Here is a 14,640-nt window from a genome sequence, read left to right as displayed (position 1 = left end):
ACCTCTTCATAAAAATTGTTGCCGGCATTCATTGTAACCCATCAAGCAACACGCTACCTTTTTTGCAGAATTAAAAATATTTTAAAAAAGGTTTGTTTTATTTTTTCTTTAAGTTTGCACTCTGAAATTTTGCCCGATAGTATAATGGTAGTACTGCAGATTCTGATTCTGCCTGTCTTGGTTCGAATCCAGGTCGGGTAACCAAAGTGGACAAATCGAAATTCGACCCGGTTTGTCCATTTTTATTTTCGCTGAAACCCTTATCCATACTGTATATCAGCTCAACGACTTCGTTCAGTCTAGTGGTTCGATATTGGAATCCGTCAAAAACGAGTTTTTCTGGATATATCGAACCAATTATATCCCGCTTAGATTTATTGTCACCATTTTCATATAAAGTATCCAGACAGGACAGCGTTGTAATCGCTTTATTTAGTAAAGGTTCTATGTTGTTGGTTTGCTTCGAAAGTTCAATTAACCTAGATTCAAGACCTGCAATCTTCCTTTCATAGTCACCTTTTATTGACCTATACTCTGATGGCTCAATCTCATTATTTAAAAGCAATTTTCGGGCATTAGCAAGTTCTGTGTTCGCTTTTTCCAAGGAGTCTTTCACCTGTTTAACATCTTCTCTTTGCAACCTTGTTCTTTCTTTAAATTCTTCATTCAAAACGGTGGCGTAAACTTCTTTCATGCCGGGCTTAGGGATAAGCTTCTTTAATTCCTTAGAAAATAGCTGATTGGCATTCTCAGCTTTAAACCTTGCTCCGCAGGAAGACGTACAGTGATAATAGTAATACTTGCCACTCCTTCCCTTCGAAGCACTACCAGTTAAAATCTTACCACACCTTGGACAAAGCAAATACCCTCTTAGCTGGAGCACATCCATACTTCCGACTTTTGCTCTGTAAGTTCTTTTTTTGCCGTTCAGGTAATCCTGCACCTCATAAAAGAGAGCTTCCGAAATTATGGGTTCATGTAAGCCAGGCACATGACAAGCAAGTTCGTTTTTATAGCCTGAAAGATAAATCCTTCCACAATACACAGGATTTCGTAATAGATTCCAAAAATTCGCCTTGCTGGTTTTTATTCCTTTCTTAAAAGCGGTCTTCATTATTTGCTCAACATTTAATTGACCTTCGTTCAAGGTTTCAAAAGCCCATTTCATTATTGAAGCGTCTGGCTCGGAAGGTGCAATGTATTTTTTTCCATCCTCTGTAATTTTATTGCTATAGCCTACCGGCGCTTGACACATGTACCGGCCTTCCCTTTTTGCTTTTCTCATTCCCAGCAAAACATTCAAAGCTCTACGGTCATTTTCTACTTCAGGTGCGGCCAAATAAAATGCAAGCATTAATTTATTTTCAGGAACCGATAGGTCTAAGGGTTGCTCAATTGCCTGTGGCTCTATTCCTAGCCTCCTTAAAGTACTTATCATTTGATATGCATCGCCAGCATTTCTGCTGAATCTATCCCATTTAGAAAAAAGAACAAAATCGACAACACCTTTTTTCTTTTTCAAATCTATTAAGAGATCATTCCACTGAGGACGATTAAATGTCTTAGCGGAATGATCTTCAAAAATAACCTTACGCACCTTTATCTTATTGTTATCGCAATACTTCTTTAACCTTTCTTCCTGGTCACGTTGTGAATAGCCTTTGTCGGCTTGTTCATCTGTGCTCACTCTGATATACAAATCTGCTATCATGTTCTTTCAATATTGGTTAATGTTAGTCTTGCTAATTTAAACATAAAGTCTAAAATAATACCCGCTTGGTCCAACGAAATATGCACATTGTGCTTTTGTAATATTTCAAGTACTTGTTCTGGTTTCATGGTCCTCATATCATACCTCCTCGTTTTTTATTCTACTTTTTAAATTATTATTTTTAATTCCCTCAAATATATTTTACTGCTATTAAATGAATTTGAAGATGGTAAATAACTGATGTACCCAAAGTCCTGCAAGTTGTTTATACACTTGTTGTAAGTGTACCTAGCATTTATCTTAGCCGTTCTCATAATGATATTCCTATCAATTTCAAATGGATTTACACCACCATTAAGATTCCATTGGTGCAACAAGGCCATGTAAAGACTTATATGGGTACTGTTGATCCTTGCATCTTTTTCAATGGCACTGTAAAACTTAGTTAAAGGCGGAAAAAGCTCCATTATTTTATTGTATTTTTTGATGCGGTTTCTTTGCGTTTCGTTTACCATTGATTCTTTTCTTCTTTAATAAACCACTACCTGATGAAGGCTGGCTATCAACTACTTCGTCAGCCACCTCCGAATTTTCAAGTTGCTTTTTTCGTAGCGAAATTTGTTTTTCCAAAAGTCTGTTTTGCAAAAAGCGGTATGCTTCGTCAATTGAAATTCCTGGCTGCCCTGCTGCACAATAAAATCGCTGAGAGATTTCATATTTAGTTTTGACTGGTGCAATATTTCCAAACAAATCCTGATATGGCAAACCAGCCCAAAATTCCAATTTCAGAGCAGCAGCAACTGATTTACCATTTTCTGATTTCTCTAATGCCTCTAATTTTTCGAGCACCAACTCTATTTCCTCTTCTTTTTTCCACTCAGATTTTTCATTTACTGGCAGGTTCCTCACCGTTGTTAAATCAAAAGCATTTTTCCAGTCTATCTTTGCCATTGCTATTTTGACTTCGCCAATATCAATACCATTTATCAATTGCTCATTCGTATCTGAACTTACTTGAAGAATGGCATCATAATACAAAAGTTCATAAGTAGCAGTCACAACATTCTTTTGAATAAATAATTGAAAGTTCAAGTCACTATTCAGATGAGTAGCCTTGGACACCAGCCAAAAGTTTTTTAGCCGGAACGAAATCTTCTTTAACAGCAGGTATCCCAAATGCTCAAACCCCAATGCTTCGAGTTTGCTGGAAAGTGCTGTAATATTTTGAATATCCATCATTATACTTTTAATAATAAAAAATAAGGTTTAGGAGTTTATGAAACTCCCAAACCTTTCTTGTTGCCTTCCCTTTTTTTGGGTAAAAGGCTTTTGTCATTTTTCTTAACTACTTTTTCCTTCTCAGGTTTAATATCCTGTTTCACTTCTTTTTTTTTATCATCTGCCACATCTTCCTTTACTGCTTTGGCCCGCTTGTCTATTCCAGTTTTATACTGGTCTAAAGATTCTTTTGCCACCATTTTCATATTGGAATCGTATAGGTTTACTTTTTTAAACTGGGGATCAGCTTCGATAAACATTTTGTGGCTGCTTCCGTCCTTTTCAATGGTAACTGACTGAACATTTCCTTTTTGCAGTGATTGCATCAATGCTTTCTCTTTATCAGGTTCCTTTAGTTCAGCTATTGCAAATTTTTCAACCGCAGCCTTTAAATCAAATCCATAATTTTCATGAAACTGCTTTACTTCAGAATTGTTGTTCTTGTCTTTGTTTTCAAAGTCAAGCTGTATCCAGGCCTTGTAAGGTTGGCCTTCCCTTGTAACCAGGTCTTTGTGAACGGCCCTTCCATCCAGCAAATTGAATGCTTCCTTACCAGTAACGCCTTTTCCTTTGTTGAGGTAGAATGTTTGTTCTTCTTTTTCGCCATTGGCTTTTCCAAGCGAAGCATTGTAATTGTTAAAGAAGTACATGTCTGAAGAATCGGATTTGCGAAAGTTCATGGTTACTTCAAAAGGCTTTTTATTGATTTCTGCCTTGTAGTGTAATTGGAACTCCCCTTTGCCCTCTTTCAGATTCTTTTCCAATTCCGGTTTCAGGTTTTCACCGAAACCCATGTACTTGAGGTTATCACTCAGGTACTGAAAATTCTCATTGTTCATAACATCTGTTTTTAATTGTGAATTAAATAATGATTGTTGTTGTTCTATGTGATCTATTAGCGCATCTGTAAAATCGTTGCCTTCATGATTGTAGAGGCCGTTGGCATCTGGATTAGGAAATGTATTTTTTGCATAAGGAATCGCTTTATAAATGTCAAGGATAGAATCAAAATGAACCACATGGAAGTGATCTCTGTCACTGATATTATTATCTGCAAAATCATTTGCTTCGTCCTTTGACCTAAAAAAATACACATCGCTTTTATCGATAAAATAAAGGGAGTCGTTATAAGCCATCCAATGCTCACCTTTACTAAGTGCTAACTGAGCCAGTTCTAATACCTCATCAGATATGGGATGTTCGTTGTTCATTTGAGATCGGGTAAGATGATTGCCTGCATGATTTTTTTATTACTCACTTTTAAAGACAAATGCCTGCCGCCATTTTTTTCCATAATCTGCACAGCCAGGTATTTGGCATCGGGAATTGTGAATTTATCCAATGCAAAAACCATTGACGAAGTGCTATTCGCTTTTACTTGCGAGGTATTCCCGGAGATATGAAGCGGCTTTAAATCTGTTTCCTGGATGGCGGTTCTTTTACCTTTCTTTTTATCACGGATAAAAAAGCGGAGAACATCAATGTCATAGTCAACGGGACTGTTATTTGTAATGTTAAGTTGGTAATACATGATTTCATTTTTTATGTAAATGCCAGAGACCATCGCTTTAATATCCCATTGTTCGTCTTTGATGCCGTGCATTGTCCTGGGATTGTCTAAGATCCCATTTGCATAAGTTGCCAACGTCGCAAACTTGTTTGTTGGCAAATGATACACCCAATTTGCTGGATTATTGTCATAGCATACCACAAAAGAATAGACACTTCCATCATCCGTTACCACGCTAAGATTCGTTTCAGGAAAGCCTTTCTCCGCAGCTTTTACTAATAATATTGTGGGTGATTCTTTTACCTGCTGAGCAAGGATAGCCTGCGTACCCCTGTCCACATGCAATATTGAAAAAGGAAATACCAGGCTGGTTGTTTTTTCAGTTGAAATGCAAAGTGAAGTTTGTGCTTTAAGAGAAACAAAAAACAAACTCGTCAATGCCAACCACACTAATCGTTTCATACGTTTTTATTTTATAGTTGAAAAATATTATTGATTGCTCTTGCTTTTAAGGAGTACTCTATAGCCTTCTTTAACCAGCACTTTTACCTGCTTTACTTTTCTGCTTAGCAATCCTTTGGCAGCACTGATGCCAGCGGCGGCGGCTTGTGCTTTGAATGATGGATCAACAGAAGAAAGCTCCATTAATTGCAAACTGTTGTCTGCGGATTGTTTGGCAACGTCACGGGTAATGGCACCAGGAATATGAATGCCGGACAGTCCATCCAAATCGTACACTTCCAGCTTGACAGGAAATAAAGAAGAGCCATAGCGGATAGAGTTGATTTCTATTTCTAATCTTTCATCATTTAGCGATGCAGAACCATACACAAAGTTTCCCTTCGGAATTAAGGTGCCGTTGATGTAGATATAGGTAGACAAACGAAGTTTAATAATAGCACCATTGACCAGGGTTTGATTGGCATGAACAACCGCTTCTATTGCCGATTCATCATTTGAATTATTGGAAGTTTCACTTGTTCCATAGAAGCCAACTGTCGATTTTGATCTATGCTTTATTGTATCTAACAAGCTGATGTTATCCTGAGTTGGCATTTTTGAAACCGGAAATACAACCTCCCTTTGTTGCGAAGACTTTTCTTTCAGTTTGTCCTTTACCCGTTGTGGATGCTGGATGTCTAAAATTTTATCCAGCGTTCCATTTAATTGTTGCATTTCAGGGTCAGTTTCCTGTTTGTCATCCATCATTTGCATCATCTCCTGCATCCTGTCTACATCACTTGTAAACTGCCCATTGTTTTGATAACGTGCACTCGTATTGTTTAAAGAAGATGCAGTAGTTTCCGGCGCATTAATTTGCTTATTGATCTCATTTATTTTTTGATATATCTTTTGTTCATTGGCATCGGTTCCAGATTGATAGAGGGAAGTGTTCAGGTTACTTGTTTGCTGGTGGGTGTTAGATAAATTTTGGGTTGCATCCATCAAGGAAGCCCTCGATTGCATTGAGTCTTTATAGAACGGATCACTCCTAAGCAGCTCTGCCCGTTTTAAAGAATCTGCATCTGCTTCCATATAAAATGACAACTTATCTAAATTTTTATCCGACTTAAGATTTGCATTTGGCAGTTGGAGATTGAGACCTGATGCTTTGATTTGATCAGGGGCATTTCCTTCAGGCTTTCCTCCACCCAAAGCCAAAAAGGCCATCGTGAGAAATGGGAATACTACAACCGGTAATAACACCATCATTTTCCGTTGCTTCAAAAACTTTACTGAATGTTTGCTTTCCATTGTCTTATTTTTTTTGTGAGTAATAGACTTCTTCAATCATGCTTAAACTATCAAAAAGGCCTGGCCGTTCCTGCTGCAGGCTTGGATGTTTTGCTTTGTATTCCTGCACCTGCTTTAACTCATTTTCTGTAATTGCAAAGCTTTTGTATTGCTGTTGAATATTTTTTGGGACAGCAATGGACTTTGGAATGACGCTGCTGTTAGTGTCCTTAACTCTAAAGGGATTGACAATAGCGATAATGCTTAGTCCCCCAAAAATCAAGCAGACCAAATACAGAAAGATCCATTGCTGTTTGCCTTTCCAGTTTTTTGATAACGACAGCATATATTTTTCAAAACCACTTTGAGTTTTTAAAATGCCTTTCGCTATACCACTAGCAGCTTTATCGGTCACGGTCTCTCTATTAATTTGTTTATTTAAGAATTTCATCTTGTTTCGGTTTTGATATCCCTGTTTTCAATTGTCTCCCATCTTTCGATTAAGAATCCGTGAGGATTGTGGTCAGAACGGGAAACGTTTCTTAAATAGCCTTGGGTTATTAAATTGCGTGTAACGATGCTATTGGGCCTGATGATTTTAATGGTAGCATAGCAATGAAACAAATACGGCTCGGCATTCATGCTTAATGAAATACTATCTACAGAAATTTGTTGGCTAATATTGCCGGAAATAATACCCGAATAGTAAGAGGTCTCCTTAAGATTGTCATACTGTCTTTTAGCAGAACCATCAGCCAGGTATAGTGCCTTCTTGATATTTGATTCTATTACTTTTTCATCGGGATCAAGGGTAAAGAAATCTGAATGAAACATGGTGACATGACTTCGTGCCTCTACTTCAATATTGTCTTTCCGTTTAGATGCAAAGGCTTCCATAGCTTTATCTCCTGAAAGAATATAAATTCTGTCCTGAACCTTTGCAGATAATTCATAACTTTTATACAATACAAATCCACAAAGGATAAAACAACCAAGCACCAATAAAAAGGTAAAAAACTTTATATGCCTAAAAGAAGCATCAATATTTTTCGTTTGTTTGAACATGATTTAAGATTTACCTGATAGTTTGTTATTCATATAGCCGTTTGAGTTTCCACCAGACGGCTTCTCAATAAAATATCCCTCGGTTATTCCTTTCGAAGAAATGCTTCCGGAGGTACTGGCTTTTGCATCGCCAAATGAATCTGCTACCATACCAGCCCCGGATGAAGCGGAATTCACAATGCTCCTTGAACTATTTGATGTCAGACTCGTCACCTTGTACAATAAGGTATTACCGCCGCCAGCATGGACAATATAGTTTGCCACACTCGGCACCGTGAAGTATCCTACGATTCCAATGATCATGAAAATGAGATAAGCTGTATCAGTTGGAGAAAAGAATGTGTCACCGAAATCCTGCACCTGGGCAATGTCAACCTTCAACATATTCTCCTGTATTTTTCCAATGATGCTGCCGAAGATATTGGCGACAGGCAACCAGAGAAATATATTTATGTACCGTGCAATCCACACCGTTAAGGTGTGCTGGAATCCATCAAAGACCGCAATGCCAAAGACTAGTGGGCCGAGTATAGCAAGAACAATAAGATAAAATGTCCTGATGGTATTTATGCAAAGGGAAGCGGCTTCAAATAATACTCTCAATACTTCACTCATCCATTGTTTGATTGAATTTCTGAAATTGTAGGAGGCTTTTGCCATGGCAAACTTGATGTCATTGCCAATCCCCTCAAAAAAGCCTTCGTCTGAGGGACTATCATTTGGATGGGTGTACTTATACCATTTATCCCTATCCCCACTGCCAGTTTCGCCCACATACATTTTCCAAACGTCAGTTTTCTTAATGGCTTCTTCTTTCTTCTGAAGTAACACAGCTATGGCCTTATTAGAATCATCCACCATCGCTGCAGTACCAGTAACAGTTGGGTTCATTACTCCATTAATCATGGCAATTACAGACGGGAAAATAATAACAGCAAAGCCCAAAACAAATGGGCGGAACAGCGGGTAAAAATCAATGGGTTCAGCATTGGCGATATGCCTCCAAACTCTGCTCGCTATATACCAGGTGGCTGCAAAGCCGGCAATACCCCGGCCAACACCAATCAATTTGCTGCACAACGGCAACATTTCTGTATATAGTTGCTCCAAAACTGTATGCAGGCTTTTAACTTCATCTGCAAAACCGCCATTCTGTGCAAATAATAATTTAGGCACTAATGCCACTGCAACTAAAGCGATTACTCTTACGCACTTTTTCATACACAGCTTTTTAATCGATTCAAAAACTAAAGGCCATTCAACTTTTCTGACAACTTTGTGTCAACCAATTCTCTTCCTCTTTGAACTGCCAGCACAGAGCCTTCGTTATTAAAGCCTCTCAAGAAAACCAGCTTGTCAGAGATGTCTTTATAAATTCTGTCGATGGCAGCGATTCTTTCATCATCACTCATTCTTAACTTCCCTGCTGTGATTACGATGCTCAATTCATTAAGGTTCTGAAGGCTTTTATTAAAGAGATTTTTATAAACATCTTCCATGTATGTTATTTCAGACGAATTAAACAGATTGGTGGATTTGAACCGATTAAATGCAGATCGGTATTCCTTAACTATCTGGGCCTGGCAAGTAATAATATCTGCAACCCTTTTGTACTTTCTCACTGTTGGACTTACCTGTAATAATGCATTTAAAAATGCATCGTGCAGGTTGAAATTTCCTTTGGAAATGTCCTTAATGGTATTGTACCCCGTGCTTACGATCTCATAACCTTTTTTCATGTTGCTGAGAATCTTTTTTAGCTGGGCCAATTTTTCTACGTTAAGAAGTAGTTGTTGCGCTTCTGTTGACTGTGCAAACAATGCATTGCTTGAAATTTGAATAGTCAGCAGTAAGAAGATGATTAAGCTTTTCATTTTATATTATTTAATTTTTTTGAGAACAGAATTTCATTTTGTTCATTCATTCGTTGAACGCACAGACCTTTTGTTGTATTCCCATACGACCTGCAGAAAATTTGGTTATCAACCATATCATCATAAATCTTATCAATGGCTTTTATTCGCTCATCATCCTTCATCGTAAGGATTCCATCTGTAATTACATCAAAAAGCTTATCTAATGATTTTGAACAATCACTTAATAGCTGATCAAAAACATTTTGGAGATAGGTTAATTCCGAAAGAGTGAGTTGATTTGATTCCCTGCAATACCGCATAACAGATGCAGTTTGCCTGGCAATATTTATTTCGAGCGAAATAATGTCTGCTACCCTGGTATATCGCTTTATTGTTGGATTTACGGAAGCTAAGGAACTAAAATAGTTTTTATGAATATCAAAATCGCCGTGTTTAATATCCTTGATTGTATTAAGGCCTTTTTTTGCAATCGAATAGCCTTTTGACACATAGCCAATATAAACCTGCAATGCAGCTATTTGTTGAATCAGGTATTTCTTTTGAGTTGCCTTTTGCCTGAACCATTCTGCAAAGGTTTGTGCAGACACAGGTTTTGTTAATGACAGCAACATTGCTATCGCAATTATTATTATTTTCATACTTCACATTTTCACTTTCACACTAATAATTACTACTCTAAACCATAGAGTTTCTTCACAACATCAACATCATTCCGCTCCTTTGAGCGTTGTAAACTAATCCTGATATTTTGCTGGTTAAATTGGCGTAAGTCGCCGAGATTGCGATCTATATTATCCGAAGCACTATGGATAATTGCTAATCGCTTTTCGTCTGTCATTTGGGTTGCAAATGCCGTTACAACCATTTGGACCTGTTCCATATTTTTCAGACTTTCTTCCAGGATGCCGGAATAGACCTGTCCCATGTACTCAATTTCCTGCGTTGTAAAGTTCTTGTCCTGCTTAGAAAGGTTAAAAGCTCTGGAATATTCTTTTACAAGCTGGCCTTGTTTATTAATAATATCTTTCACAGCCTGGTAGGTACCAATTGCACTTTTTACCTTTGATAATTCTTCAAAATATTTGGCATACAATTGTTTCTGCTTATCAGCCCAATCCCCAATTTCTTTAAGCTTTAACTTGGACATTTCATTTTCCAATGTTTTTTGCGCATTCTGTAGCCAGATTGTTTTATTCTGAAGTCGCTGAATCTTTAAATCAACAGCTTTTATTACCTTTTTTACAGCAGCTTTTATAATTTCCAGAATTGGAATTTGCGCATGAATTGTTTGGACAGGCGCAAGACTTGTAAGCAGGATCATTCCTGCAATAATTAATATTCTTTTCATACCCTACATTTTCATTTTCACAAATACTAACTACACTTTACTTGTTGGAAATACGCAAGTATTGCCTGTCACCCAATTGCAAACTTTGTGTACCGCTGTTCCAAACAATTGTTTTCCCCTTCTTCATTTCTGTCAACGTTTGCTTTTCGGGATTGTAATCTAAAGTCCATGTTTCAGTCACAATTTCTTTTGGGAATTCTTTTCCATCCATTTTTTTTATCAATCCTGAATGTCTCTCGATTTGATAAACATTGCCAGTACTGTTTGCTTTAGATAAATTAAGCGTATCATCCGTTTTTCCAAACTCATGTTCGTAAGAGGAAGTATATACACCACTTAAGTCGTCTGTACTTTGCGGACCTTTACAGGAAGCCAATAAAATCAGGGAACAAATAAAAGTATATTTCATAACCTATGGTTTATGTTGTTAACGATGCGATTCCTTTTTCAATACTGCCAAACTTCTGGGCGGCAGCCTGCACTTTCACTTTTTCTTTTTCCTCTGTTGTGTAAGCCAAATATTCTTGCGGCGACACTTCTGTCCTGTACACTTTACTCAAGACGCCACCAAGCGAAATAAATACCTCTTTGTATTTTTTTGTTGGGTCATTGGCTCTATTAATGGACAATACCAACGCCTTTTCCTTATCTGTCAATCCTAACAATTCCTGTATCTGGTCAAACTTATTCTGATACTTACTTTGGTCTAATAAAATCTTACAATCACTGTTATTGATGATTGCCTGTTTTACCACCGGCGATGAAATAATATCTTCCACTTCCTGTGTTACTACAATGGCTTCACCAAAGAATTTTCTTACTGTTTTAAACAAGTACTTGATGTATTCAGCCATACCTTCCTTTGCAATAGCTTTCCAGGCTTCTTCAATCAAGATCATTTTACGGATGCCTTTCAGTTTTCTCATTTTGCTGATAAATACTTCCATGATGATAATGGTTATCACCGGGAATAGTATCGGGTGATCTTTAATATTATCCAGTTCAAAAACAATAAACCGTTGTTGCAACAAATCCAAATTTTCCCTTGCATTCAACAGGTAATCAAATTCACCTCCTTTATAATAAGGCCTCAGCACGTACAAGAAATTTGAAACATCAAAATCCTTATCCTTTACATTATCGCCTTTCAACACTTCAACAAACTCATCCTTTAAAAATTCATAAAAACTGTCAAAGCAGGGAAACAAATCTTTGTTTACACTTACATTATCGAAATATAGCTGTAAGGCGTTTGAAAGGGCAACATATTCACTTCGTTTAAAGGTTTCATTGTCTTTCTTCCAAAGTGCTAGCAACAGGGTTTTGATGCTTTCCTTTTTTTCAGTATCCAATGTATCGGCTTCGCCAATGTAAAACGGGTTGAACTTTATTGGATTGGTTTCGGAATAGGTAAAGTAATAGCCATTCACAATATCGCACAACCCCTTGTAAGAATGGCCCACATCTACCAGCACAATATGTGTGCCTTTTTCATAGTAGCTTCTCACCATATGGTTGGTGAAAAAGGACTTGCCGGAGCCAGAAGGACCGAGGATAAATTTATTGCGATTCGTACAGATTCCCTTGTCCAATGGCTCGTCAGAAATATCTACATGTACAGGCCTGCCGCTCAACCGGTCACCCAGCCGGATGCCAATAGGACTTACCGAGGAACGATAGTTGGTTTCCAGGTTAAAAAAGCAACATGCTTGTGGGGAGAAGGTATCAAAAGTATCATTCATCGGAAAGTCGGCAGCGTTACCCGGAATACCAGCCCAATAAATTTGTGCAGATCCTTCTGTTTCAAGCTTCGGCGTAGCGTCCATTTGCGTAAGCGCCGATGAACAGAGGTTCCTGATATTTTTCAATTCCTCCCTGTTATCTGTCCAGGCTAATAAATTAAAATGTGCTTTAACCGGAAGCCGCTGTTCAGCTATTGCTTCATTCAGAAAATTATCTGTGGCATCTTTTGCAATGGCATTTTCCCTGCTATATGCTGATAGGGATTGAAGCCTCAATCTTTTTCCTTCCAGCTTTTGCATGGTTTTTTGAACGTTCTCAATAAAAACATATTGGTTGTAGATATGATTGCAGGAAAGCAACTGGCCAATGGGCGAAGCAAAGCCTACACTGAACTTTGTCTTGTCGGTTGAGTACTTGTCATAATTGATCCTTGAGCCACACAAAGCAGGTACAAATTCCGCATCAGCCATCGTGTACAACTGGCAATGGTTTTCGCCTATCATCCATTCGGGTTTAAATTCAATATCACGGATAATTTCACCTTCCGTTTTCAGGTTGAGATATTGAATTGCTACATCAGCCAGTTCCGAGTCATTCAATCTTTTCAAAGAGATAAAACCGCTGTCAGATAATATCTTTTCAAATTGTCCAACATGATTTAAAAAATCATGGAAGTGTTTTGGTTGTAAGGTTTCTTCGGGAACGATTGTCTTTCTTAATAAACTGGAGAAAACGGAAGAGGAAGCTTTTCTATTCAAAGGCTTCTTGGTCAGAAATATAAAACATTCATGATTTAGATAAGGTCTCTCATTAAAGAAACGTTCACTGCTCCTGGTTAAAAAACTGGTATCATCATTTGAAAAATCAGCATTGTATTTTGTTTCAGTAAACCAATCTTGCTTATGAAGTAGTGCATTTACCGGCAGCACCTTAATTGCTTTTATCCATGCATGATGAAAAGCTTCATACTCGTCATTGCTCATGGTAAATAACTCCGGCAATTCAACCTTGAAGCCAACAGTGATGTCACCCATTTTTGATAAAATGGAACTGTGTTCAACACCGTATATTGGTAATATATCAAAGAGGTTTTTCATGCTGTAGTTGCTTTCTTAAAAGAGTTATGGAATAGCTTTTAATAACGTTTGGCACTGCCTTTTTTGCTACCTTTTTCATCAGGCCATATTCCCCATACGTCCGGCTCAGTTTATATACATACATGAAGAGTGCTGTTGCCAGGCTGACAATGAGTGCCAAACAAAAGAAAATATTCAAGCCGATAATATAGATGATGGCAAAGAAAATGAGCAACACAACAAGCCCACCGCCAAGCCACCAGATATACTGCGCTTTTAGGCCTTTAAACTCGATGGACTTGTTTATGCCCTTGTTGATTTGATAGACACTGTTGCTCATAATAATTTTTTTACACGCCAAAGAATGATCGAATTACCGTTGCAACGATTACCAAGAAAACGCAACTACCAAACCACGCAGCAGCAACCTTGCCGGTATCATGATCACCACTGTTCCATTTTTGGTAGACCTTTATGGCCCCAATAAGCCCAACAATTGCACCAACCGCATACATCAAATTGGTACCAGAAGCAAAATAACTTCGCACTTTGGTGTTAGCTTCATTAATACCTGCATTCCCATCTTGCGCGGCCGCACAAAATGACACCAGCATCAATATGCTGGTTACTGCGATAGTCTGCATTTGCCGCCTGGTTTTGTTTTTTTCTCTCATACTTTTCATACGCTCTATTTTAAATGATGAAGATTTAAAAGAATGCTCCATTGTGCCAATCTGCACTTACTAAGCCATCCACACTGCACAATGAAGCATTAGTTTTTCAGATCATTGCCAAAGATGCAGAGCATCATTCAGCTGCATGATATTTGGATATCTATTATTGGCTTCCCGGTAAATAAATTCGCTTATTTCATCGCTACATTCTGAGTTCTTGAGTGCCGGATATTTCGTTGCTATCAGTTTCAGCGAATAAAGCAATTCATCTTTTCCGATGCCACTTTCAGCTTCCTGTATATATGCCTGGACTTCATCGGTGAAAGATTGCACCAGCGGTGAAATATCAATATCTGTAGCTGGTTTTGGAAGATAATTGTCTTGGCTTTCACCCTCCATGGAGGATTTAAATTCGGCCATTGAGGGTATGGCGATTGAACTGCCGTCGATCTTTTTGATGCCGATAATGCTGAATATTTCCCACTTATAATACCGGAAGGCAACATAGCTGTAATAGAAAAGTAAAAGGAGAGCAATACTGCTTAGATACTGCCCCCAGGTAATTGAACTTAGCATGACTCTTAAGTTTTCTTGTTCACAAATCAATTTCACTTCAAAGAAGTC

General features: G+C 37.9%; 15 protein-coding genes, 1 tRNA gene and 1 pseudogene. 1 reads left to right on the top strand and 16 read right to left on the bottom strand.

What is annotated here, in order from left to right; all coding sequences use genetic code 11:
- Positions 1–130: 130 nt before the first annotated feature.
- Positions 131–204 (top strand) — tRNA-Gln (locus tag QWZ08_RS00770).
- A gap of 736 nt (positions 205–940) precedes the next feature.
- On the opposite strand, the pseudogene QWZ08_RS28165 reads toward QWZ08_RS00770, so the two are convergent.
- From QWZ08_RS28165 to QWZ08_RS00695, 16 genes and pseudogenes are all read right to left on the bottom strand, one after another.
- A pseudogene (locus QWZ08_RS28165) lies at positions 941–1,711 on the bottom strand (recombinase family protein); the annotation flags it as partial.
- A gap of 471 nt (positions 1,712–2,182) precedes the next feature.
- The gene (locus QWZ08_RS00765) at positions 2,183–2,950 is read right to left on the bottom strand and encodes a hypothetical protein (RefSeq protein WP_290335245.1); all 768 of its coding nucleotides are present in this window, start codon (positions 2,948–2,950) and stop codon (positions 2,183–2,185) included.
- Between the two features lie 35 nt (positions 2,951–2,985).
- On the bottom strand, positions 2,986–4,200 hold the full coding sequence (locus tag QWZ08_RS00760; protein ID WP_290335244.1) for a hypothetical protein: 1,215 nt from the start codon (positions 4,198–4,200) through the stop codon (positions 2,986–2,988).
- On the bottom strand, positions 4,197–4,961 hold the full coding sequence (traN, locus tag QWZ08_RS00755; RefSeq protein WP_290335242.1) for a conjugative transposon protein TraN: 765 nt from the start codon (positions 4,959–4,961) through the stop codon (positions 4,197–4,199). The genes QWZ08_RS00760 and traN overlap by 4 nt, the downstream gene beginning before the upstream one ends.
- 27 nt (positions 4,962–4,988) lie before the next feature.
- Positions 4,989–6,254 carry a conjugative transposon protein TraM gene (traM, locus tag QWZ08_RS00750; protein WP_290335241.1) on the bottom strand — a complete coding sequence of 422 codons (1,266 nt, stop codon included), beginning with the start codon at positions 6,252–6,254 and terminating at the stop codon, positions 4,989–4,991.
- A 4-nt stretch (positions 6,255–6,258) separates the two neighbouring features.
- Positions 6,259–6,684, bottom strand: coding sequence for a hypothetical protein (locus QWZ08_RS00745; RefSeq protein WP_290335240.1), 426 nt, complete (start codon positions 6,682–6,684; stop codon positions 6,259–6,261).
- Complete coding sequence (gene traK / locus QWZ08_RS00740; protein ID WP_290335239.1) at positions 6,681–7,298, bottom strand: conjugative transposon protein TraK; 618 nt, start codon at positions 7,296–7,298, stop codon at positions 6,681–6,683. Before traK ends, QWZ08_RS00745 begins: the two co-directional genes overlap by 4 nt.
- A gap of 3 nt (positions 7,299–7,301) precedes the next feature.
- On the bottom strand, positions 7,302–8,519 hold the full coding sequence (gene traJ, locus QWZ08_RS00735; protein ID WP_290335238.1) for a conjugative transposon protein TraJ: 1,218 nt from the start codon (positions 8,517–8,519) through the stop codon (positions 7,302–7,304).
- Between the two features lie 26 nt (positions 8,520–8,545).
- Positions 8,546–9,172, bottom strand: a complete 627-nt coding sequence (locus QWZ08_RS00730; RefSeq protein ID WP_290335237.1) for a TerB family tellurite resistance protein — start codon at positions 9,170–9,172, stop codon at positions 8,546–8,548.
- Positions 9,169–9,813: a hypothetical protein gene (locus QWZ08_RS00725; protein ID WP_290335236.1), complete on the bottom strand. Its 645-nt coding sequence runs from the start codon at positions 9,811–9,813 to the stop codon at positions 9,169–9,171. The genes QWZ08_RS00730 and QWZ08_RS00725 overlap by 4 nt, the downstream gene beginning before the upstream one ends.
- Before the next feature lie 32 nt (positions 9,814–9,845).
- Complete coding sequence (locus tag QWZ08_RS00720; protein WP_290335235.1) at positions 9,846–10,523, bottom strand: conjugal transfer protein TraI; 678 nt, start codon at positions 10,521–10,523, stop codon at positions 9,846–9,848.
- Positions 10,524–10,560: 37 nt separating this feature from the next.
- On the bottom strand, positions 10,561–10,932 hold the full coding sequence (locus QWZ08_RS00715; RefSeq protein ID WP_290335234.1) for a hypothetical protein: 372 nt from the start codon (positions 10,930–10,932) through the stop codon (positions 10,561–10,563).
- 10 nt (positions 10,933–10,942) lie between these two features.
- Positions 10,943–13,363, bottom strand: coding sequence for a TraG family conjugative transposon ATPase (locus QWZ08_RS00710; RefSeq protein ID WP_290335233.1), 2,421 nt, complete (start codon positions 13,361–13,363; stop codon positions 10,943–10,945).
- Positions 13,347–13,682, bottom strand: coding sequence for a DUF4133 domain-containing protein (locus QWZ08_RS00705; protein ID WP_290335231.1), 336 nt, complete (start codon positions 13,680–13,682; stop codon positions 13,347–13,349). Before QWZ08_RS00705 ends, QWZ08_RS00710 begins: the two co-directional genes overlap by 17 nt.
- Positions 13,683–13,692: 10 nt before the next feature.
- Positions 13,693–14,067, bottom strand: coding sequence for a DUF4134 domain-containing protein (locus QWZ08_RS00700; RefSeq protein WP_435387573.1), 375 nt, complete (start codon positions 14,065–14,067; stop codon positions 13,693–13,695).
- Positions 14,068–14,127: 60 nt separating this feature from the next.
- The gene (locus QWZ08_RS00695) at positions 14,128–14,592 is read right to left on the bottom strand and encodes a hypothetical protein (RefSeq protein ID WP_290335230.1); all 465 of its coding nucleotides are present in this window, start codon (positions 14,590–14,592) and stop codon (positions 14,128–14,130) included.
- Positions 14,593–14,640 lie beyond the last annotated feature (48 nt).

The sequence above is a fragment of the Ferruginibacter paludis genome (genome assembly GCF_030409685.1).
Classification (GTDB): Bacteria; Bacteroidota; Bacteroidia; order Chitinophagales; family Chitinophagaceae; genus Ferruginibacter; species Ferruginibacter paludis.
Note: the sequence above shows the minus strand (reverse complement) of the source record. Positions and strands in the feature narration are given on the sequence as shown.